The following is a 22,886-nucleotide window of genomic DNA, read 5'->3' as shown; positions in this document are numbered from 1 at the left end:
TAAATAGGAAGTTATCAATAAAAATAGAGGAAAAAAATTTTTTATGAAGAACCCATATATCTATGGTTATCTACCATTAATTACAATTTTATTGTTTAGTTTGACATTTGGGATGCATGCTGTTGGTAAATCTTTACAGATTTTTCAAGCCATCGGTGTGTATTCAGGAATGCGAGAGTTTTTATCAGATTTTGAGTTACGTGTATTTCTTCTCATCGTCTTTGCCATTGTTTTTTTTATGTTATTTTCTGCCCTTAAACTAGTAGGCGAAACCATTCATGAAGTAGGAATGCTGTTCTTTTCAAAGGACAACGAAGGAGCCACAGTTAGTCAGGCTCGAGGTGGCTATATTATCTTATTTGTAGGTGCTATGTGTTCTGCATTTGCCATCCAATTTATTTATGTTTTAATAGGTATTTTCGTCATAACGATATTTACCTACTTTATTTATCTGATTTATAAAATGAGTCATTTTATATCAATGGGCGGCACAATCGGTCTATTAATCTTTGAACTTTTTATGTGGACGATTCTTTTAACATTAGTTATTTATGTCGTATTAAAGCTATATAATGGCATTTTGGCAAGTTTGCCGTTTGCAAATTAATACATACTATTAAAATGGTGATGTTAATAGTAGAAAAAGAGAGTTTGAAAGGCGAGGGGTTGATTTCCGCTCCGCCAGCGTCCTTTCCAGGGGGCGTTCGATGAGCCGCTTCACTCCTTTACATTCGCTCCAGGGTCTCCTCTGTGACGTTAAATCCCATGGATAGTGAGACAGGCGAGCCCCTGTACGGAGCGGAGGAAGCGGCTCGGCGCTCGTCCACAGGAAAGCAAGTAGCCTGTAACGGAAAACCATTTACATCTTTAATAAAAATTTAATTGATGGTTTTGTTTTTTAACACTTTAAAAAGGTAGTAGTCTTAGCGACTACTACCTTTTGCATGTTTCACTACTCAAGCAACACGTTAAATAATTGGTGATGAATTTTGTACTCTTCTAATTGCTGCATCGATTGAGGTTTATCATACCCTAGCCATACAGCAGCAGTATATTCATTATTGAGTCCAGCAAGCCAGTAGTCACGATAGTCATTCGTTGTCCCTGTTTTTGCACCAACGTAGCTGCTATTACTATAGACACCTTGACCCGTACCGTTTGCTACAACATCTGCAAGGAGTTCACGCATGTATTTTACTGTTTTAGGAGACCAAATTTGATCACGCTGTGTATCCCAACTATAAAGCTCTGTTCCATCTAATGCTGTGACTTTTCGAATACTATGTGCAAGTACATAAGAGCCATCAATAAAGCTAGTATAAGCATCTGCTAGTTCTAATGCTGTTACACCATAGGTTAGTCCTCCTAATGATGCAGCATAATTATAATCTTTCTCTACAATCGAGCGGAAGTGAAAGCGATTAAGGTAATGAAAGGCTGTCTCGACGCCAACGGTTTGAAAGAGACGAAGTGCAGATGTATTATAGCTATGTCGAAAAGCAGTACGAATTGACACATCACCATACGTATAGCCCCCATAGTTTTGTGGGCAAAACGAGCCCACACAATAACGCCCACCATTGACAATCGAATCAGGTGTATGAGATGTTGTTTCGAAGAATGGAGCATAGACTGCCAGAGGCTTAAAAGCTGAACCAGGCTGACGTGTTCCTTGGAATGCACGATGGAAATCAAATTTTTCATAGTTCTTTCCTGCATACAGACTGACTATTTCTCTTGATTGGTTTTCTATGGCTGCACCTGCAGCTTGCCATGGGCTAGTACCTAAAATAGCTGACATTTTTTCCTCATCATGTTGCTGTTTAGTAGGATCAAGTGCTGTGTGAATGATGAGTCCATTTTGAAATAATGTATTGAGTCGAATGTCTAATTGTGCTTTAATTTTTTTCTTTTCTTCCTCATTATCTGTAGAGCTTAGTCGATCCGCATAACTTTCTTTTTCTGCAATAAGCCATTTTAGCTCTTGAAGAACATAAGTGCTATACATTGGATAACTTTGAATTTTATCTTTCACATTTAATGTAATGGCATCAGCCTTATAGTTTTTTGCCTCTCCCTCTGTAATAGCCCCATTTGCTGCAAGGGTATCTAACAAACGCTCCTGCCTTGCTTTAGTTTGATCATAATTCTTTAAAGGATTATAAAGGGAAGGGTTATTTGGGATGGCAGCAATGAAAGCTATTTCAGCGATGGATAATTCTTGGAGTGGCTTTTGAAAATAATAGGTGGCTGCTCCGCCAATGCCATAAACTTGATTGCTGAAATAGGACTCATTTAGGTACATCGTTAAAATGGCTTCTTTATCAAATTCTTTTTCTAATTCATAGGCATAAAAAAGCTCTGTTAATTTACGTTCATATGTTTTTTCTTCGGATAAATAACGCATCCGAACAAGCTGCTGCGTAATTGTACTACCACCTTGAGAGGTTGTGTTGCTATTTGAATTGGCTACAACTGCACGAATAATAGCACTTAAATCAAAGCCAATATGCGTATAAAAATCAGCATCCTCACTGGTAATGAATATTTCCTGGGCAATTTGTGGAATTTCTTGTAAACTTAGTGGCTGCCGCCATTCGACATATTCCTCACTAAATGTTTGCCCATTTCGATCAATAAGTGTAACAGGTAGTTGGGCCTCTACCTCGGGTAAATGTATTGCATTAGTCATTTGTTCCTCATGTGCTTGTGCAATATTGATTTCTGTTTTAATGTTTGTGCTAATCCACCATAAAGCAGGAAGGGATAGAACGATAATAAAAAAACCAAAAGCCTTTTTCATGTGTGCCTCCACTCTTTCTATAAATCCTTCATCAGAATAACATATTTTGGATTGATTCCAAATACTCGCTCAGACCTATTTACATAGTTTTAAACATGAATAGTAAAAGTGCAAAAATCGTCAATACTTAGAGGGAGAAAACCAGTAGGAAGTATGTTAGACTAAAATGAGGTCAGAAAAGGTGCAAGGGCATCTTTTTCATTGAAACTGAAATTTATCATTAAAGGAGAGACTTCCATGTTTCCACAGTTAACAACAGACGTACAAGCAGGCGAAGTGCTTGTAGAAATGAACACAACATTAGGTGCTATCAAAATTAAATTATTCCCTGAGCACGCACCGAAAACGGTTGAGAATTTTTTAGGTCATGCTAAATCAGGCTACTATAACGGCATTATTTTCCACCGTGTTATTCAAGACTTCATGATTCAAGGTGGCGACCCAACTGGTACTGGTATGGGCGGAGAATCAATTTGGGGTAATTCCTTTGAAGATGAGTTCTCAGAGCAATTGTTTAACCTACGTGGAGCGCTTTCAATGGCAAATGCAGGACCAAACACAAATGGTTCTCAATTCTTTATTGTACAAATGAAGCACCTTCCAAGTGATATGCTTCGTCAATTACAAGGGGCGGGCTTCCCTGAAGAGATCATCGAAGCTTATGCTCAAAACGGTGGTACACCTTGGTTAGACCATAAACACACAGTATTCGGTCATGTAGTAGAAGGTATGGACATTGTGGATAAAATTGCAGATGTGGAAAAAGATTTCCGTGACAAACCATTAGAAGATGTGAAAATTGAGTCAATTACAGTCTTTGAATAATACGTATAAGGACGTGTAGAACATGCAGAACTTTATGTATCAATTTTTATATTTCCCAGAAGACAAATCAGGTTATATTCCAGCAGCATTTGAATTTTTAATTATGCTTATTTTATGTATTATCGTGTTTACGCTTTTCAGAAAAATTTCTAAGAAACAAGAATTAAAATCAAAAGAAATTGAAGCACGTATTTTAGCAGAAAAGAAAAACACAAACAATCAACAGAATGTCTAATAAAAAGAATCTGCTTGCCACAGAGGGCGAGCAGATTCTTTTTTATTGTATCAATTTTTTTTAAAGCGTCGAATAGTATTTTGCAGGGCCTTGATGGCAGTGAAACAAACCAGTACAAGTGACAAGCCAATCCCACTCAATGCAGTAATAAAGGCTACCCATTCAAAGAGTGTATAACTACCGATGCTATCGAAATCACTGCTATCTTTCCAGCCTTCAATGACTAAGTTCATCCCATAAATACCCGATACCACCGTAAAGACTGTTAAAATAAATAGTAAATTATTACTTCGATTATCGGATTGATCTTCCTGTGTTCGATACAAACTATTCAATGTTTCTTTGGTTTCTACATAATGTTCATTTATACGGAAGTACTTTCGTAGCAATTGAGCAATTTCTCTGCCTTCTGTTCGTACGATGACTTCTTCAAAATAATAGCGTGCAGAAAACTTTGTAATCAGCTCGATTAGTTCATTGACAACCTGTTTATCTTTGCCCCACTTTATTTCACTATACTCATAGGAAAGCTTTAAGAGCATCATTTTATAAAAATAATGAATGAACAAATTGTAATAGTGCGTACCCATAAATTCTTGAATACTATGTGTACATTTGGCAAACGGCCTATTTGTAATCGTTATTTGTGCTTGTGAGGAGGTGATAATATAACTGTTAGGAGCCCAGCGTGTATGGGCATGCTCTTGTACATAATTAGAGATATATGAAGGATTAGTGCTAGAAATAAAGGGTTTGCCAGCAGGTGTCCTACCGTCTACTTGTCCTAAGCGAAATAAATGCTCAGGTATAATTTTAGCTTCTTCCTCTGCAATTAAATAAGCTGAGGCAAACATTCTCTCATCTTCAAAGAAAGGTAAGCCTTCATAGCTATGGTCTTGTTGATGTAATAGAAAGGGTTTTAAATAAGGTATAAAATACTTAAATAATAATTCACTCGTAGAAGAACAATGACCAAATGAAAAATGATGACTTGCACCTTTTTCCTCTCGTAGTTTAGCCTCTAATACTCTAAAATAGTGGATAAAATTTAAGATATCACTTAGATCATGCGATTGATCTGTAATATTTGTTCTGACTGTTATAATCCCATTCCCAAAAGGACATAATGTCACATCAATACTCATCACTTCGTAATCATAATTGATTTGACTTTCTTGCAGATGTAAGGTGCCTTGTGTATAAAAAGCTTTCGAAAAACGAATAAAGTCAGGGTTATTCATTTCGTTTGGAAATAATTTATCCTCCAAAAAAGGATAGAAAAATTGGGCAAGTTCCTCATGTATAATCGTCATATCACCATAAAAAGCGTCTTCAAGAGATGTATTGTTTAAGGTGAAAAAGGAAAAGCCCTCGTTTAGTAGTATATCACTGATTTTTTGACGATTTTTTTCGGAATAGGCGAAGGGAAATAGGAATGTCATATAAGCACGTTTAATCGTTAATGGGACAATGTCCATGTAAAATCACCTCTGTATAAATCCGATTGATAAGAACCTTTTCCACAAAATTTTGTTTTTAAACATAGAAAAAGGATAGCTCTAAGGAGAGAGATATCCTTTCAACCATTTTATTGCGCAAAGACCTTTTTAAAACGCTCGACTCCATCTTTCACAGTATCAAATGAACAAGCAACATTCATACGTAGGAAGCCACGACCTTCTTCTCCGTATTTTGTCCCTGGTTCTAGAGCAAGCTTTCCGATTTCAAGTAAGCGGTTCATGATCTCCTTCTCTTCAAGCGCTAGTTCTCGGTAATCAATCCAGATTAAATAAGTGGATTGAGGAATCGTAACACGAATACCTGGAATCTGCTCTAACTCCGTTTTCACATAATCCATGTTGGCAGAAATATAAGGAAGTAATTCATCTAACCAAGGAGCCCCTTCTGTGTATGCAGCATGAAGGGCAACAGAGGCAAATGTATTTAATGAGCCTTGACCACTTGCCATATTGATGGCCTCAAGCTTCAAGCGTTTTTTCTTATCTGTTACGATCATATATGAAACCTGAATTCCTGCTAAGTTAAATGTTTTAGTAGGAGCCATACACGTAACAATGCGATTGATTTCATCACCTGCAACTTTAGCTAAAGGAATATGTTTATCCCCATTAATCATTAAATCAGCATGGATTTCATCAGAAATAATGATGACATCATATTTAGCACAAAGTCGTACAATTTCCTTTAAAGTAGCTTCATCCCATACATAGCCTCCTGGATTATGCGGGTTACATAGTATGTAGGCTTTCACATCTTGGGCTAAAGATTGCTCGAAGGCTTCAAAATCATAGACAAACAATCCGTCTTTTTCAATTAAGGGGCAACTCACAACTTCACGACCATTACTTTTTGGTATGTTAAAGAATGGCGGATAAACTGGAGGTGAAATGAGTACTTTGTCCCCAGGGTTAGTTAGGGCAACAATGCTGTTAGCTAATGCAGCCACAACACCATTACAGAATAGGATGGCTTCTTTCTCTATGTGCCAGTCATGGCGAGTACTTTGCCAGTCTACAATGGATTGTATCGCTTCTTCACTCATATAACTATAGCCAAAAATAGTATGTTCAGCATGTTGTTGTAAAGCCTTTGAAACGGCTATTGGAGCAGGAAAATCCATATCGGCTACCCACATTGGTAAGATATCTGAGGCATCGTTTAGGCCATAAACCTTTTCCATTGCGTCCCATTTTACAGAGTTTGTACATCGACGTTTGATAGTTTGATCAAAAATAGACAAGCAAATCACTCTTTTCTTTTTTTTTTACTATGGTATCATACGAGTATGATCAAAGGATAATAGGTGAGTATTTTGGAAAATATAAAAATGAATCAAGCAGCTGTCCATCTGCTAGAGGAGTGGGATCCATTCCACTTAGGTCCAGCCCATTATGATACAGAAACAGCAGATGTAGTTGCAGCATTGCAAGGGATTGATGATCCATCAACACTTGCAAAAGTTATTCAAGAAACATATGAGCATTCGTTTGAGCAATGGATACCGTTTGAAGATTGTGTAGCCATTTCTTACAAACTAATTGCCATTAAATTTGAAGCGAAATGTATTATTTAAAATATTTTGCATATTCCTTATAAAAAAAGGGGTTGTCAATGGACAACCTCTTTTTTAATGCATCATTGAGGCTAGTACTTATTTAAATAAAGGCAAAATCCCCTGAATGAAAATAATAAAAATGGCGAGTGGGGAGACGTAGCGAATTAAAATGTACCAAATATTAAACATGAAGCTAGACGCAGCTAATTCTTTACGTGAAATATCCCTTGTATAATAATAACCTGCAAAAATTGAAATCAACAAAGCTCCAATCGGCATTCCGATGCTATTAGTCATAAAATCAACAAAGTCAAAAATAGAGCGATCTACTATTTTTACATCTGCTAATATGCCAAATGAAAGGGCACTTGGAATACCAAAGAGGAAAATAACGATTCCACCAATCCAAGCAATTTTTCTACGTTTTTCTGGTTTATCACCAATAGCGATTGCCACGACTATTTCTAACATGGAAATGGAAGAAGTGACTGTAGCAAAAAGCAATAGAATGAAGAAAATAGTTAAGAATAAGCCACCAAGAGGTAACTGCTCGAATACAGCTGGCAAAATAATGAATACTAAGCCTGGCCCTTGATCAGGCGTATAACCAAGCGCAAATACTGCTGGGAAAATAACAAGTCCTGCAAGTAAAGAGATAATAATATTCATAGATGCTACATTAATCGCAGAGTTACCAATCTTCTCTGTTTTAGATAAATAGGAAGCATATGTAATCATAACCGCAATACCTACACTTAATGAGAAGAAAGCTTGTCCTAAGGCCATTAAAAATGTTTCAGCATTTAAATAGGACCAATCAGGTACAAACATAAATTTAACGCCTTCCATAGCCCCGTCTAAAGTTAAAGAGCGAATAACTAGGACAATAAAGAAAATAAAGAGGAGAGGCATCATCCATGTGCTGGCTTTTTCAATTCCGCCCTTAATACCTGCTGACACAATGACTACTGTTAATAACATAAATAGTCCCTGTACAAGTACTGCTTCGAAAGGGCTTGAAATAATATCGCCAAATAAATCAGCGTAGTTGATGTCAGAGCCAGCATTCGTTAGCTTAAATGTAAAGGCACGACCTAAGTAGCTTAAAATCCATCCACCAACAACGCTGTAGAATGATAAGATAAGGCCTGCAATTACCATACCGCCCCAGCCAATCAAATACCATGGCTTTCCTGGTGCTTGTTCCTTAAAGGAAGTGACGGCATCCTTTTGACCTCGACGACCTATCATGAACTCAGCAATGAGGACGGGTAAGCCAATAAAGAAAGTACATAAAATAAATAATAAAATAAAGACACTACCGCCATTCGTACCCGCCATATAGGGGAATTTCCAAATGGCTCCTAAACCTATAGCACTTCCTGCGGCAGCTAAAATAAACCCAATTTTTGTTGTAAATTGATCCCTCGATGACACGAAAATAAATCCTCCTTATACTAAAGTATTATTTTACCTCAATATTCTCATAACACAAGCAAATATCAGAAAATTGATGATAGCATGAAAGACATTTGATGGAGTAAAAATTTAGAGAGATGACATATGAGGAAAGACATTTAAATTATGTAACAATTAGGTAGAATACTTCGTTTCATTATCAAAAAGGGGGGAGAGCTATGACGGAGGTTGAACTAATAGCAAGGGCGCAGCAAGGAGATAAAGAAGCCTATATCGAGCTTATCCGCATACATCAACAAACCGTTGAAAAGTTTGCCTTTCAATGTGGCGTACATACAAATGATTTAGCTGATGTTTCACAGGAGGTATTTGTTAAACTATATCGCTTTTTACACCAATTTAAACAGGATCGATTTACCACGTGGCTCTATAAAATCACATTAAATGCTACGCGTGATTATTATCGTAAGGAACAACGGCAGCAGGCTAAAGAGGACAAGCTACAAGCCCAACAGCAAAAGACTCATTCATCTGCTGAAGAGGATGTTCTTTTGTTTGAAGAGGACAGGCATCTACATCGTGCTATTCAGGCACTTGACGAAAAATACCGTTATCCTCTCGTGTTGTATTATTTCCACGAATTAAAATACGAAGAAATCGCTGAAGTTTTAAATATTTCGTTATCGACGGTGAAAGTGCGATTATTACGAGCGAAGGAAAAGCTAAAGGCAGCATTAATGCAAGATGGGAGTGTTGAAAATGGATGATAAGCAATTTGACCAACGTATGGCACTACTGAAAAAATCCTATGAACGAATGGAAGCGAAGCTTGATCCTGATACTGTCTTTAAACAAATTGAAGAAGAGGATATATCCAAGGAATTATCTTTTGAAATTATCAATAAAGGTCATCAGCGCCCCTCAAGATGGCAAAAGTCGGTTGTCTGGTTTGTAAGTATTGCGAGCGTGTTATTAGTGGGTTTATTAGGAACTTCATATATGATTAGACAGCCTGAAACATACAATAACAGTGATAAACAGATTTCCCAAGAAAATGATGACAAAACGATAGGGACGTATGAAAAATGGGTAGAGCGAATCACCAAGAAATATAAGAGAGTGAAAGAAGATATAAGTAGAGAGTTGAAAGTTTCAGTAGAAGAACTGAATACTTTTTCATATATTCAAAATGCAGATTCCATGTTGGCCTTCTATACGAGTTACGAACGTCCGATAGAAGAGGATTGGGAATTGCAAATAATGGAGAAAGAAATTTTAGACGGATTAATGACCCCAAGACGAGCCTTAGAGACAATCAAAGGATATGGGCCATTATCCTTTAATGAATCTTACGGAATCTTTAGCTTATATAAGCAATCGCTTAATGACATAGAAATGTATTTTAATTCTTTACTTGAACCTTATGAACAGTTTTTCAAGAAAAAGATAGATCGTAGTCAGTATCCATCAGATTTAAAAGCAATCATTGAAACAGCAAGCAAGCAATATATGGAACTTCATTTGGATACGGATGGTTCCTATTATTTTAAAGCTAATCCCATCGATGGGGAATTTGCTTTTGAGCCTATAAAATACATGCACCCTGATATTTTTGGTTACTTTGAGTTTTTACAAAAAGGATTTTTAGTAGGAGAAGAAGGCTTGAGGTATACACGAGAAGAAACAGCTGAATCCTTGAAAATTATGGAGCGTTCATTGTTGTTTGATATCAATACGGCGAATGTTACTTATAAGGAATTAAAGGCAGTATTTGAAAATACTTGGTTAGCTCTAATGAAAGGATCCACTAATTATCAAGTGTATGCTGAAAAGGGAATCGTTAATAAAGAATACCTGAATTTTTTACAAAAAGTTGCTAATGGAAAGTATGGGGAGGTAATGACAAAGAATGCGGCAACTATTTTAAATGAATTACACCAATATAACAACTCAGAAACGTTAGTAGGGCTGTCAATACAAGATATTTCAGCGGCCATTTTGCAAGTTAGGAAAGATACGGCAGTTGAAGAATTTAATATTGTAGACATCGATGATGCAGAGATTGCACAAATTAAGAGAATTTATGATCAGTATTTGAAAAGTGACCCTGAACCATTTATTAATCAGCTCAGTCCTTTAAATATGGTATCCCTTTATTTATATGCAATTTCTATTGGAGATGAATCATTGCAAGAGAAAGTAATCCTATCAAATGTAGAAATAGAGTCTGATTTTTTAAACAAAGTAAAAGGATTATCCATAATTAGCCAAATGTCGCAATACAATGGAATTTATCCAATGGTGGCTGTACGACTTGATGAAGAACATCAAAAAGAGTATGGCAAGCAAATTTTGTTTAGATTATCTCAAAATGAAGATGGTTTTTACCGTATAATTGGTATCATGGATTGATGAGATGATTTTTTGCCCCGTTTTTACACGTATGTTATAATTTAAGCGATATATACGTAGCAAACAAAAGAAAGTGGGCAAAGGTTATGGTAAAAAAATATGAATTAGGAGACGTGTTGACCGGAAAAGTTACAGGTATTCAACCATACGGTGCATTTGTTGCACTAGATGACAATACGCAAGGCCTTGTGCATATTTCGGAAATAACATACGGCTTTGTGAAGGACGTTAGTGAATTTTTAGCTGTTGGGCAAGAAGTTGAAGTCAAGATTCTTGAAATCGATGAAGAGGCCGAAAAAATTAGTTTATCGATGAGAGCGCTACAGGATCGCCCAGCAACAGTAAGAAAAAAAGATGCACCACCACGTAAATCATTGCAGGACCGTGTAGATGAATCGGATGCAAATGGTTTTAATTCCTTAAAAGATAAATTGCAGGACTGGATTGAACAATCTGGTCAATAAAGAAACGAGGATGCTTTCGAATGAAAGTATCCTCGTTTTTTCTATTGCTTTTTTATTTTGCGGATTCGATATTGCAGGTTTTGTCTGCTCATACCAAGTGCATTCGCTGCCTTTGTAATATTGCCCTCATATAAATTTAAGACATTTTGCACATAATATGATTCGGCTTCACGCAAATAGGCATCGAGTGGCATGACATTGTGATTTTGATGGAACATAAAAAATTCTGGTTCACGATTATTTGTATCTTGCTGCTGCACTTTGAAGCGGAAATGTAAAGGTAATAAATCTGAAGTAACAGTGGATTCCGTTGTCATAAATGAAACAATTTCATCCAGTAGTAGCTCAAGCTCTTTTAGATTTCCTGGCCAATCATATTGTAAAAATAATTCCTGTACATCTGGTGCAAGATCAGTGACTTGTGAAGCAAATCGTTCTCGATGTCGACTAAAATAATCTTCTACAAATGGAAGAATGTCTTCTTTTCGATCCGTTAAATTGGGAATGGTAATGGCCATTGTAGCAAAAAAATAATATAGAGATTTTGACAGCTTCTTTTCGGCAATCAATGTAATGGGATCACTGCCCACACTGCCAATTAGCATATATTTGGACTGTGGAAGTGAATGTAGTATATCCAAAAGTTGCTCTTGAATGTCTAAGCTTAAAAAATCTATACGTTCGAAGAAGAAGGTGTAATCTTTATCTTCTTCTAATAATTGCTGTAATTTATCAAGCACCGATTGAGCTGAACGGCGACTAACGAGTGTCACAAAGGCATCAGGATCAGGTGAAGCGGCGTGGTGAATGCCCTCTGCTACTAAGTCTTTCCCTGTGCCAGATTCGCCAATTAATAATACTGGTAATTTTACAGCAGCTGCTTTTTTAGCGTTGTCGATAACCTGCTTCATGGATTCAGAATCAGCTTTAATCATATCAAATGTTAATGGTTCATCGTAACGACGAAGGGGTTGATAAACAAGCTTTTCCAGAGAGGTAATATCACGTGCAAATTCGATTGCGCCAATCAGTTTGCCTTCAACAAAAAGTGGAAAAGTATCATTGATTGTTGTAATTTCATGACCATTTTTATTCCAGTAGGATTGTTTAACGTTAATTTCTTTTTTTCCTGTTTGTAAAACACGCATTAACGTACTTTCATGTTGACGGAAGGAAAACATTTCAATAATGGAACGATCCGCAAGTTCATCAAAATGAAATCCTTCAATTTCTTTCATTTTCGTATTGTAAATAATCGTTTTGCCAGATAGGTCTACTGCATGAATACCAACGGATACATTTGTTGCAATAAACTCATAAAAAGGTAGTAAAGGTTCAGAATTTTTCATAAAAATGTGCACCTCAAAAATTTTTTACTTGAAATATGCAACGAAATTTTGCATTATAATAAGTGTAAGAATATTTTATACGCAAAGATATTTTGCGTCAATGTTTTTTGCATACCCAAACACATCTCACAAGGGAGGATTAAGTATGATTCCATACAAACACGAACCATTCACAGATTTTTCACAAGAGGCAAACTACAATGCTTATGTAGAGGCTTTAAATAAAGTTGAAGGTTACTTAGGTCAAGACTACCCACTAATTATTGGTGGCGAGCGCATTACAACAGAAGATAAAATCGTTTCGTACAATCCTGCAAAGAAAACAGAAGTCATTGGTCGCGTTTCGAAAGCAAGCAAAGATTTAGCTGAAAAAGCGATGCAAGCGGCAGATGAAACATTCAAAACATGGAAAAAAGTTGATCCAGCCATTCGTGCGGACGTTCTTTTCAAAGCGGCAGCAATCGTTCGTCGTCGTAAACATGAATTCTCAGCTTTATTAACAAAAGAAGCGGGGAAACCATGGGCAGAGGCTGATGCAGATACAGCGGAAGCAATCGACTTCATGGAATACTATGGTCGCCAAATGCTACGCATTAAAAACGGTCAGCCAGTCGAAAGCCGTCCAGGTGAATACAATCGTTATGACTACATTCCATTAGGAATCGGTATTGTCATTTCTCCTTGGAACTTCCCATTTGCAATCATGGCTGGTACAACAGTAGCTGCTTTAGTAACAGGGAACACAGTGTTATTAAAACCAGCTTCTACAACGCCAGTTGTAGCGTATAAATTTATCGAAGTATTAGAAGAAGCTGGTCTTCCAGCAGGTGCAGTGAACTTCGTACCAGGTTCTGGTGCTGAAGTAGGTGACTACTTAGTCGATCATCCAAAAACACGCTTCATCAGCTTCACAGGTTCACGTGATGTTGGCTTACGTATCAACCAACGTGCATCTGTATTAAACGAAGGCCAAATTTGGATTAAACGTGTCATCGCTGAAATGGGCGGTAAAGATACAATCGTAGTGGATAAAGAAGCAGATTTAGAATTAGCTGCACAATCCATCGTGAAATCAGCATTTGGTTTCTCAGGTCAAAAATGTTCAGCATGTTCTCGTGCTGTCATCGTAGAAGATGTGTATGAGCAAGTGGTAAATCGCGTAGAAGAGTTAACAAACGCTTTAACAGTGGGTGACCCAACTGATTACAGCAACTTCATGGCAACAGTAATTGACCAAGCAGCATTCAATAAAATTACAGAGTACATCGAAATCGGTAAAGGCGAAGGTCGTTTAGTAGCTGGTGGTACAGCAGATGATTCAGTCGGCTACTTCGTACAACCAACTGTATTCGCGGACGTAGATCCTTCTGCTCGTATTATGAAGGAAGAAATCTTCGGACCAGTGGTAGCCATTGCAAAAGCAAAAGATTTCGACCATGCGATTGAAATTGCAAACGATACAGAATACGGTTTAACAGGCGCTGTTATCACAACAAACCGTATGAACCTAGAAAAAGCACGTGAAGAATTCCATGTAGGAAACCTTTACTTCAACCGTGGCTGTACAGGTGCAATCGTAGGTTACCAACCATTTGGTGGCTTCAACATGTCAGGTACAGATTCAAAAGCAGGTGGCCCAGACTACCTACAACTGCATATGCAAGCAAAAACAACTTCAGAAATGCTTTAATTTTCACATTGACGTGAGGGCTGTTCAAAGTAGGTAGAAATTGAGGCATTTTGAATGAATTTGTGACACTTCTCCAGGTAACGCTACCCTGGCTAAAACCGTAGACTTTCATGACGTAGTTTACCTTGGAGAAGTTAGCAAATTTACCGTTTGAATTGTTGCTATATTCTTAATCATTCTACTTATAGTGATACATAGTCCCTTTCTTTTATAAAGTTTTTCAACATGATTAGTAAGGAGAGAATAGGATATGACAAAAACTCAACAAGTTATTGAACAAACACAAAATTTTGGTGCAGCAAACTATCATCCACTGCCAATCGTTATTTCAGAGGCTGAGGGTGCTTGGGTTAAAGATCCAGAAGGTAACAAATATTTAGATATGTTATCTGCTTATTCAGCAGTAAACCAAGGACACCGTCACCCAAAAATTATCGCTGCTTTAAAAGAGCAAGCTGATAAAGTAACGTTAACTTCACGTGCTTTTTACAGTGAAAACCTTGGTGAATGGTATGAGCTAGTAGGGAAATTAACAAATAAAGAAATGGTATTACCAATGAATACTGGTGCTGAAGCAGTAGAAACTGCGTTTAAAGCAGCTCGTCGTTGGGCATATGATGTAAAAGGCGTAGAAGAGGGTAAAGCTGAAGTTATTGCATGTAATGGTAACTTCCATGGTCGTACAATGCTAGCTGTATCTTTATCTTCTGATGAAGAATACCGTCGTGGTTTTGGTCCAATGCTACCAAATGTTAAATTAGTAGATTATGGTAATCTCGAAGCTTTAAAAGCGGCTATTACACCAAACACTGCTGCATTTTTAATTGAGCCAATTCAAGGTGAAGCGGGTATCGTCATTCCAACAGAAGGCTTCTTAAAAGCAGCTCGTGAACTTTGCCGTGAAAACAATGTACTTTTCATTGCTGACGAAATTCAAGCTGGTTTAGCACGTACAGGTAAAATGTTTGCTTGTGATTGGGAAGAAGTAGAACCAGATATGTATATCTTGGGTAAAGCTCTAGGTGGCGGCGTATTCCCAATTTCTTGTGTGGCTGCAAACCGTAGTATTTTAGGTGTATTCAACCCGGGTTCACATGGTTCAACTTTTGGCGGTAATCCTTTAGCTTGTGCAGTTTCAATTGCATCAATTAAAGTATTATTAGATGAAAAATTAGCAGAGCGTTCACACGAACTTGGCGAATACTTCAAAGGTAAATTAAAAGAAATTAACAACCCAGTTATTAAGGAAGTACGTGGTCGTGGTTTATTTATCGGTATGGAGCTAACAGAAGCAGCTCGTCCATACTGTGAAAAACTTAAAGAATTAGGTCTATTATGTAAAGAAACACATGATACAGTAATTCGTTTTGCACCACCACTTGTTATTTCTCAAGAGGATTTAGATTGGTCAATTGAACAAATTGAAAAAGTATTTAAACTTTAACAAAATGTTCACATTTTAATTCGGAAGTATGTTACAATGATGCCGATAACTATCATTAAAAAAAACAAAGAGGCGATTTAATAATGTCTGAAAACTTAAATCTTTTCACATCAACACAAGATGTCATTCAAGATGCTCTAAATAAACTTGGCTATGATGAAGCAATGTATGAATTACTAAAAGAACCGCTTCGCATGTTACAAGTACGTATCCCAGTGAAAATGGATGATGGTACAACAAAAGTATTTACTGGTTACCGTGCACAACATAATGATGCTGTAGGACCAACTAAAGGTGGGGTTCGTTTCCACCCACAAGTGTCTGAGGAGGAAGTTAAAGCGCTTTCAATGTGGATGACATTGAAATGTGGTATTGTCGATCTACCGTACGGCGGTGGTAAAGGCGGTGTCATTTGTGATCCTCGTCAAATGTCAATGGGCGAAATCGAACGTTTAAGCCGTGGCTATGTTCGTGCGGTAAGTCAAATCGTAGGACCAACAAAAGATATTCCTGCGCCAGACGTATTTACAAATGCACAAATTATGGCATGGATGATGGATGAATATAGCCGAATGGATGAGTTCAACTCTCCAGGCTTCATCACTGGTAAGCCACTAGTACTTGGTGGTTCTCAAGGTCGTGACCGTGCGACTGCACAAGGTGTTACAATCGTAATCGAAGAAGCAGCAAAAAAACGTGGTATTGATATTAAAGGTGCTCGTGTTGTTATTCAAGGATTTGGTAACGCAGGAAGCTTCCTTGCAAAATTCATGCATGATTTAGGTGCGAAAGTAATCGGTATTTCAGATGCTTATGGTGCACTTCATGATCCTGAAGGTTTAGATATCGACTATTTATTAGATCGTCGCGATAGCTTCGGAACAGTAACTACTTTATTTGAAAACACAATTTCAAACAAAGAATTGTTAGAGCTTGATTGTGATATTTTAGTACCAGCTGCTATTGAAAACCAAATTACTGCTGACAATGCGCATAATGTGAAAGCAAATATCGTAGTAGAAGCAGCAAATGGTCCAACAACAGCTGAAGCAACTAAAATCTTAACAGAGCGTGGCATTTTACTTGTACCAGACGTATTAGCCTCTGCAGGTGGAGTTACAGTTTCTTACTTTGAATGGGTGCAAAATAACCAAGGTTATTATTGGACAGAAGAAGAAGTGGAAGAACGTCTATACAAAAAAATGGTCGAAGCATTTGATAATGTATATACAACAGCAACAACACGTAACATCAACATGCGCTTAGCAGCTTACATGGTAGGTGTTCGCCGTACTGCAGAAGCTTCTCGCTTCCGTGGTTGGGTTTAAGTAAAAAGAAGATAATGAGTCATTCCTATATTATTAGGATGACTCATTTTTTTCGTTTTTATTTGATTGAAGAAGGTGGTCTAGGCGCTGCTCTAATAGCATCTTTTTTTCGTTCCTTATTTTTTTGATTTTAAAAAATCTTAGCAGAAAAAAGCCCAAAATTATGGTTACGACAACAATTACAATAATAAGCATGTGCAAAAATTCCTTTTATTTTATGTAATGAGTAGTACTATACAACTATTGTCTGAACAAAATCTGAACAGTTTGAAAAAACGCTTTCGAAATAGCAAAGTGTTGACAGCGTTTAATCTTTGCTTTCTCTAGCGTAATTATGAGAAAATCCAACTAGAAAGGGGCGAATTAGATGGATTCATTTACTTTTTTTAACCCAGTGAAACTACATTTTGGTGAGGATGCACTTGAAAAATTGCCGAAAGAATTAGAGCAATTTGGAAACAAGGTATTAGTTGTATATGGTGGCGGAAGTATTAAATCGAATGGTGTATACGATGCTGTTATAGAAAAATTACAACAGGCGGATAAAACCGTATTTGAATTAGGTGGTGTAGAGCCAAATCCACGAGTAGAAACAGCTAGACGAGGTATTGAGATATGCAAAACTGAAGGAATTGACTTAGTTCTTGCTGTGGGTGGTGGTTCAGTAATCGATTGTTCTAAATTAATTGTTGCTGGCGCTAAGTATGATGGCGATGCTTGGGATATCGTGAAACGTAAAGTGTTTGTAGAACAAGCTATACCACTAGGTACGGTATTAACACTTGCTGCTACAGGCTCAGAAATGAATGCTGGATCTGTGATAACGAATGCTGCTACAGAAGAAAAACTAAGTTGGGGTAGTCCAGCAGCCTTCCCGAAATTTTCGATACTAAACCCTGCATATACAGTGACTGTACCTAAAAATCACACTGTGTATGGAATAGTGGATATGATGTCGCATGTATTTGAGCAATATTTCCACAATACAACGAATACTCCTATCACAGATGAAATGTGTGAAGGGGTATTGCGAACGGTTATTACGACAGCTCCAAAATTATTAGAGGATCTAGAAAATACGAAGTTACGCGAAACTATTCTATTAGCAGGGACAATTGGTTTAAATGGGTTCCTATCAATTGGTTCACGAGGGGATTGGGCATCTCATAATATTGAACATGCAGTATCTGCTGTATATGACATTCCACATGCAGGTGGTTTAGCCATTCTTCAACCGCATTGGATGCGTTTAAATGTACCAGTAAATCCTGAGCGTTTTGCAGGTATAGCAACACGTGTGTTTGGAGTCGAGGCAACAGGCAAAACAGTAGAAGAGGTTGCTTATGAGGGGATTGATCGTTTATCTACATTTTGGACATCATTAGGGGCACCTAGTCGTTTGGCAGATTACGATATTGATGATTCGAAATTCCAGCAAATTGTAGATCATGCTATGCAAAATGGCCCTTTTGGCAACTTTAATCGATTGCAAGAGGAAGATGTAAGAACCATTTTACGAAATTCTCTTTAATACTTTAAGTATGAGGCTATGCTTATAGCCTCATACTTTTTTTATTGCAAGGTTAAGAAAAATTAACGATTAATGTAGAATTTTGTCGTAGAAGTTTCTTTAGTCCTGCAATATAATAAAATAGATACATAATAGAAGGAATATAAATGTATTTTTCTTTATTTTAAGTGAGGAAAGTCATGTTTTTAGCTGAGTCATTCAACCTATATTGTAGATTGTTTTACTATAAGGTGATTTATGGAATGACAGAAAAGGATAGTTTTTTGTCGTAATCAGTCAATTCGTGTGTCAATGTTCAGAAGTTGTTCAGCCACCTTTACTAAAATAATTACAATATTAAACAAAGAGGAGAGGGATCAAATGTTGAAACAATTGCTACAGGATCGTATTGTTACATTAAGTTGTATAGAAATGCCATTTCAGCAACATGTTTATAAAATGCAAAATTGTGTAGAGGTATTGGGGATTGAAGCGAAATCATTGCAAATTGAAAATGATAAAATTATCACTGGATACATTGTAGATCAAAGTATATTTTTTAAAAGCGTGCGTTTTGGGCGAACGAATGTTATTTTTTCGGATGGTGTAAATAAAGCAATTGTACAATTATTTGTTCGTCCTTCTGGAGAAATTGTTGTAGAAGTTAAGCCGTATTTGGGGGGTGCTGAGATTGTTCCCGTTTATTATCGAACAATTTTAGCAGATACAGCTATTGCAATTGATTTAAAAGGTGCTTTAAAACATTATTTGGTAGCCCATCAATTTATGAATATAGAAGATTCAATTGCTGAAGTACATTACCAATCCATGCATCCGAATGTATTAAAGGATTCTTTTTTAGGAAATTTCGTGTTGGGTTGTCATGTGGATGGCAGAAATATTCTCAATGCAGAAGAATATGCATTAGCTAATCGTCAAGCCTCCTTACTATTTTCAAAAATCGTTATTCAGCAGAATGGTAAAAGACAAATGATTGCTTGTAATAAATTACTTACTTTTATGATTACAAACCATGTTTATGTAGGTTATGAGGATATTCCTAATTTAAAATTAGTCTAACAAATAGCCAACTGCCTGAAATACGGCAATTGGCTATTTGTTTTTAAAAAGTATTAAATGGAGTTGTTTGGTTTTTCACCAACATGTATCCAGCTTGTTTTCCCATCATCTTCGTCGAATAATATAGCTACTTTAGATACTCCTTTTTGGCTTAGGATTACCTCTGTTAAATGATCCCGAACATCATCTAAAAAGGCTAACGATAAAAGCGGATCAGCTTCAGCCACTAATTCTACATGTAAAAACTCTCCTTCTTTAATCACTTCAAGACGCACAATATCTTTGATATTTGGATCATCCATTACGAGGTGAGCGATATGGTTTAACATCTCTTCATCAGTTTCACCAATGACACCACGTGCGTTATCAAGGAATACCTTACCTACAACATAAAACATCATGACCCCAATTATCATCGAAACTAGTCCTTCTATTCGACCCCAACCTGTAAAATAAGCAATTAAAATAGCAGCAAAGGCTAAGAAGTTGCCCCCAGTAGCAACTAAATCTTCCATAAAAACTAATTTTGTTGCCGGTTTTGCTCTATTCAAGTATGTGAATGCTTTCGGAATAGATGCGATACCTGCTTTTTCTTGACCTGATTCATGTAGCACTTCTGCAGCCGCTTTAGCTAGCACTGTCCCTTCTAAAACAATCCCGATGAATAATACTCCTAGGGCAATCAATATCCCGCTAGACTCTCCTGTGGGATGAATAAAATGATGCCAACCTTCTTTTATTGTTTCATAAGAAAGGATAGCTACAATTATTACGGCGAAAAGGCATACTAAATTGACAATACGACCAAAGCCACCGGGAAATTGTTTTGTAGGTGCTTTTTTAGAGAGTGCTGACCCTATATACACAAATAATTGGTTTGCTGCATCGCCTAGAGAGTGCATCATTTCTGCAAACATCGCAACGTTACCTGTAAAGAAAAAGGCGATTCCTTTAATAATTCCTAAAAATGCATTTACACATGCAGCCATTAGAGAGGGTTTGTTACCGTCTTTTAGTAGTTTTAATAGTTCTGCCATAAAAAATCCTCCAACTAGTTTAAAATTTCCATTTCGATTTTTTCTATATAAGATAGTGCTCGTAATGAACGATAAAATGACAACAAATTATCCGAGACGATTAAGGAAAGACGTAAATCTAACTCATGTAAAACACTATCGTTTTTTAAGTGCACATCTTTAATGCGTATATTTTCAATGATAATGTTGTTGTCCTTTAAAAATAATAGAAATGATTCTGTATGGTTGTCATCATCAATTTGGACTTTTAATAAAATTTCCCGCATACGAATTCGCTTTGGTCCGATTTTCATAAGAAAAGGTGATAGTACTTCAATTCCAAAAACAATGATCACAACAGCTAGTGTTGCATCCATGTAAAAACCTGCACCAACCGCAATACCAATACCAGCAGCTCCCCAAATCATAGCAGCGGTTGTTAAACCCGTAATGCTGTCATTCCCGCGTCTTAGAATGACTCCTGCACCAAGAAAGCCAATTCCACTAACAATTTGTGCGGCTAAACGAAGAGGGTCCATCGTAATATTAATATCTTCTCTAGCGGGGGTTGAGTAGGCAGTTTCGATGGAGATAATCGTTAATAAGCAGCTGAAAGTAGCAATAACTAAACTTGTTTTTAATCCAACTGGTTTTTTCTTTAATTCCCTTTCGATACCGATTACTAAACTTAATGTGGCTGCAATAACTAATTTTATGCCAACTTCATATGTAATCATATTTTCGAATAGTGTTTCCATACACAACCCTCCATTGATATTTCGTATTGCTAAGAGATATGCAAACTGTCATTATTATATGTGCATCACTTTTTTGTATTGTACAACATGAAGTAAGGACATATAAGTATTTTTTTAGGAAGGTGGGGTTTTTTGGAGCAGCCAAAAATCCATCCATACATCCCGATTGTGATTGGTGTAATTTCAGTATCGATGTCAGCTATTTTTGTGAAATTAGCATCGGCGGAAGCGGGGATTATAGCATTTTATCGCATGCTATTTTCCGTTTTAATCATGGCGCCATGGTTTTTAAGGGGATATACAAAGGAGTTAACGACTTTAAAAAGACGTGATTGGCTATTTTCTTCAGTTGCAGGGATTTTTTTAGCTTTTCATTTTATATTATGGTTTGAATCACTCAACTATACTTCAGTAGCAAGTTCAACAGTTTTAGTAACACTACAACCTTTGTTTGCGTTTGTGGGCACTTACTTTTTCTTTAAAGAGAAAATTACGATGAAAACAATCGTAGCAGGATCAATTGCAATAATAGGAAGTGTTTTAATTAGTTGGAGCGATTTTAAAGTAAGTGGAACAGCCTTATATGGAGATGTACTGGCGCTCGTTGCTTGTGCACTAGCGACAGCTTATTTTCTATTAGGACAGGATGTACGTAAGAGATTATCACTTGTGACCTATACAATGGTTGTATATGTTGTAAGTACCATCACTTTATTTATATATGTAATGGTTAAAGGGGAATCTTTTGGTCCATATTCTTCGATGGATTGGTTATGGTTTATCTTATTAGCGTTAATACCAAATTTACTTGGTCATACTTTGTTTAATTGGTCAATTAAATACGTCAGTACGAATGTTGTTTCAATTGCTATATTATTTGAGCCTGTAGGAGCTGCTCTTTTAGCTTTGGTGATATTTAAAGAGTATTTAATCATGACACAAATCATCGGTGGATTGATTGTATTAGCAGGAATTCTATTGTTTGTAATAGATATTAAAAAGATTTTTAATTTTTTTATGAAAAATGCTTGATTTTTAAAATGCTATATTATATATTATTAATTGTCCTTAACAAGAAGGAACGCTTGAAAATAAAGTTTTGAAAAGTTGTTGACTTTTAGTTGGGGATAAGATAAGATAATAAAGTCGCTGAAAACGACTTAAATAAAATGAACCTTGAAAACTGAACAAGCAAAACGTAATCAATAAAGTTTTAAGTAGCTAGTTTTGCTAGTGAACAAAACAAAAATTTTGGACATCAAACATGATGCCAGCAAAACAATTTGAGCTAATCAAATTTCTTTTATGGAGAGTTTGATCCTGGCTCAGGACGAACGCTGGCGGCGTGCCTAATACATGCAAGTCGAGCGAACAGAAAAGGAGCTTGCTCCTTTGACGTTAGCGGCGGACGGGTGAGTAACACGTGGGCAACCTACCCTATAGTTTGGGATAACTCCGGGAAACCGGGGCTAATACC

At 36.8% G+C, this 22,886-nt stretch carries 20 protein-coding genes and 1 rRNA gene; 14 read left to right on the top strand and 7 right to left on the bottom strand.

Annotated features, from left to right (window positions below; all coding sequences use genetic code 11):
* The first annotated feature begins 43 nt into the window (after positions 1-43).
* A complete protein-coding gene (locus tag BFM98_RS19100) occupies positions 44-607 on the top strand; it encodes a DUF5366 family protein (RefSeq protein ID WP_066038176.1) in 564 nt (187 codons plus the stop codon).
* A gap of 345 nt (positions 608-952) precedes the next feature.
* Here the strand turns inward: BFM98_RS19100 and BFM98_RS19095 are convergent, their stop codons facing one another.
* Positions 953-2,803 (bottom strand): transglycosylase domain-containing protein, encoded by a 1,851-nt coding sequence (locus BFM98_RS19095; RefSeq protein ID WP_066038175.1) that lies wholly within the window; start codon positions 2,801-2,803, stop codon positions 953-955.
* Between the two features lie 237 nt (positions 2,804-3,040).
* Between BFM98_RS19095 and BFM98_RS19090 the strand changes: the two genes are divergently transcribed.
* Together BFM98_RS19090 and BFM98_RS19085 are read left to right on the top strand one after the other, a co-directional pair.
* The gene (locus BFM98_RS19090) at positions 3,041-3,628 is read left to right on the top strand and encodes a peptidylprolyl isomerase (RefSeq protein ID WP_004228389.1); all 588 of its coding nucleotides are present in this window, start codon (positions 3,041-3,043) and stop codon (positions 3,626-3,628) included.
* 22 nt (positions 3,629-3,650) lie between these two features.
* Positions 3,651-3,863: a hypothetical protein gene (locus BFM98_RS19085; protein ID WP_066038174.1), complete on the top strand. Its 213-nt coding sequence runs from the start codon at positions 3,651-3,653 to the stop codon at positions 3,861-3,863.
* A 50-nt stretch (positions 3,864-3,913) separates the two neighbouring features.
* On the opposite strand, the gene BFM98_RS19080 is transcribed toward BFM98_RS19085, so the two are convergent.
* Entirely contained in the window at positions 3,914-5,341 is a 1,428-nt protein-coding gene (locus BFM98_RS19080) for a magnesium transporter CorA family protein (RefSeq protein WP_066038173.1), read from the bottom strand.
* Positions 5,342-5,451: 110 nt separating this feature from the next.
* Positions 5,452-6,624, bottom strand: a complete 1,173-nt coding sequence (locus tag BFM98_RS19075; protein ID WP_048394465.1) for a MalY/PatB family protein — start codon at positions 6,622-6,624, stop codon at positions 5,452-5,454.
* Between the two features lie 72 nt (positions 6,625-6,696).
* Here BFM98_RS19075 and BFM98_RS19070 point away from each other — a divergent pair, with 72 nt between their 5' ends.
* Positions 6,697-6,957, top strand: a complete 261-nt coding sequence (locus BFM98_RS19070) for a DUF1871 family protein (RefSeq protein WP_083225414.1) — start codon at positions 6,697-6,699, stop codon at positions 6,955-6,957.
* A 78-nt stretch (positions 6,958-7,035) separates the two neighbouring features.
* Here BFM98_RS19070 and BFM98_RS19065 read toward each other — a convergent pair whose 3' ends face one another.
* Complete coding sequence (locus BFM98_RS19065) at positions 7,036-8,376, bottom strand: sodium-dependent transporter (protein ID WP_066038171.1); 1,341 nt, start codon at positions 8,374-8,376, stop codon at positions 7,036-7,038.
* Between the two features lie 200 nt (positions 8,377-8,576).
* On the opposite strand from BFM98_RS19065, the gene BFM98_RS19060 reads away from it, so the two are divergent.
* From BFM98_RS19060 to yugI, 3 genes are all read left to right on the top strand, one after another.
* Entirely contained in the window at positions 8,577-9,125 is a 549-nt protein-coding gene (locus BFM98_RS19060) for an RNA polymerase sigma factor (RefSeq protein WP_048394469.1), read from the top strand.
* The gene (locus BFM98_RS19055) at positions 9,118-10,770 is read left to right on the top strand and encodes a hypothetical protein (protein WP_048394471.1); all 1,653 of its coding nucleotides are present in this window, start codon (positions 9,118-9,120) and stop codon (positions 10,768-10,770) included. Before BFM98_RS19060 ends, BFM98_RS19055 begins: the two co-directional genes overlap by 8 nt.
* Positions 10,771-10,856: 86 nt before the next feature.
* Positions 10,857-11,234, top strand: a complete 378-nt coding sequence (yugI, locus tag BFM98_RS19050; protein ID WP_004228409.1) for a S1 domain-containing post-transcriptional regulator GSP13 — start codon at positions 10,857-10,859, stop codon at positions 11,232-11,234.
* A 41-nt stretch (positions 11,235-11,275) separates the two neighbouring features.
* On the opposite strand, the gene BFM98_RS19045 is transcribed toward yugI, so the two are convergent.
* Positions 11,276-12,583, bottom strand: coding sequence for a sigma-54-dependent Fis family transcriptional regulator (locus BFM98_RS19045; protein ID WP_048394476.1), 1,308 nt, complete (start codon positions 12,581-12,583; stop codon positions 11,276-11,278).
* 145 nt (positions 12,584-12,728) lie between these two features.
* Between BFM98_RS19045 and pruA the strand changes: the two genes are divergently transcribed.
* From pruA to BFM98_RS19020, 5 genes are all read left to right on the top strand, one after another.
* Entirely contained in the window at positions 12,729-14,273 is a 1,545-nt protein-coding gene (gene pruA, locus BFM98_RS19040; protein WP_066036915.1) for an L-glutamate gamma-semialdehyde dehydrogenase, read from the top strand.
* A gap of 250 nt (positions 14,274-14,523) precedes the next feature.
* Positions 14,524-15,717 carry an ornithine--oxo-acid transaminase gene (locus tag BFM98_RS19035; RefSeq protein ID WP_004233780.1) on the top strand — a complete coding sequence of 398 codons (1,194 nt, stop codon included), beginning with the start codon at positions 14,524-14,526 and terminating at the stop codon, positions 15,715-15,717.
* Between the two features lie 83 nt (positions 15,718-15,800).
* The gene (locus tag BFM98_RS19030; RefSeq protein ID WP_004233781.1) at positions 15,801-17,045 is read left to right on the top strand and encodes a Glu/Leu/Phe/Val family dehydrogenase; all 1,245 of its coding nucleotides are present in this window, start codon (positions 15,801-15,803) and stop codon (positions 17,043-17,045) included.
* A gap of 367 nt (positions 17,046-17,412) precedes the next feature.
* Entirely contained in the window at positions 17,413-18,576 is a 1,164-nt protein-coding gene (locus BFM98_RS19025) for an iron-containing alcohol dehydrogenase (RefSeq protein WP_066038170.1), read from the top strand.
* Between the two features lie 360 nt (positions 18,577-18,936).
* Positions 18,937-19,635, top strand: coding sequence for a hypothetical protein (locus BFM98_RS19020; RefSeq protein ID WP_048395809.1), 699 nt, complete (start codon positions 18,937-18,939; stop codon positions 19,633-19,635).
* Between the two features lie 53 nt (positions 19,636-19,688).
* Here the strand turns inward: BFM98_RS19020 and BFM98_RS19015 are convergent, their stop codons facing one another.
* Entirely contained in the window at positions 19,689-20,672 is a 984-nt protein-coding gene (locus tag BFM98_RS19015) for a cation diffusion facilitator family transporter (RefSeq protein WP_048395811.1), read from the bottom strand.
* A 14-nt stretch (positions 20,673-20,686) separates the two neighbouring features.
* Positions 20,687-21,409, bottom strand: coding sequence for an MgtC/SapB family protein (locus tag BFM98_RS19010; protein ID WP_004233792.1), 723 nt, complete (start codon positions 21,407-21,409; stop codon positions 20,687-20,689).
* Between the two features lie 132 nt (positions 21,410-21,541).
* Here BFM98_RS19010 and BFM98_RS19005 point away from each other — a divergent pair, with 132 nt between their 5' ends.
* Positions 21,542-22,441 carry a DMT family transporter gene (locus BFM98_RS19005; RefSeq protein ID WP_066038169.1) on the top strand — a complete coding sequence of 300 codons (900 nt, stop codon included), beginning with the start codon at positions 21,542-21,544 and terminating at the stop codon, positions 22,439-22,441.
* A gap of 270 nt (positions 22,442-22,711) precedes the next feature.
* Positions 22,712-22,886 (top strand): 16S ribosomal RNA (locus tag BFM98_RS19000); the annotation flags it as partial.

Source organism: Lysinibacillus sp. AR18-8 (assembly GCF_001705465.1).
GTDB classification, from domain to species: Bacteria; Bacillota; Bacilli; order Bacillales_A; family Planococcaceae; genus Lysinibacillus; species Lysinibacillus capsici.
Note: the sequence above shows the minus strand (reverse complement) of the source record. Positions and strands in the feature narration are given on the sequence as shown.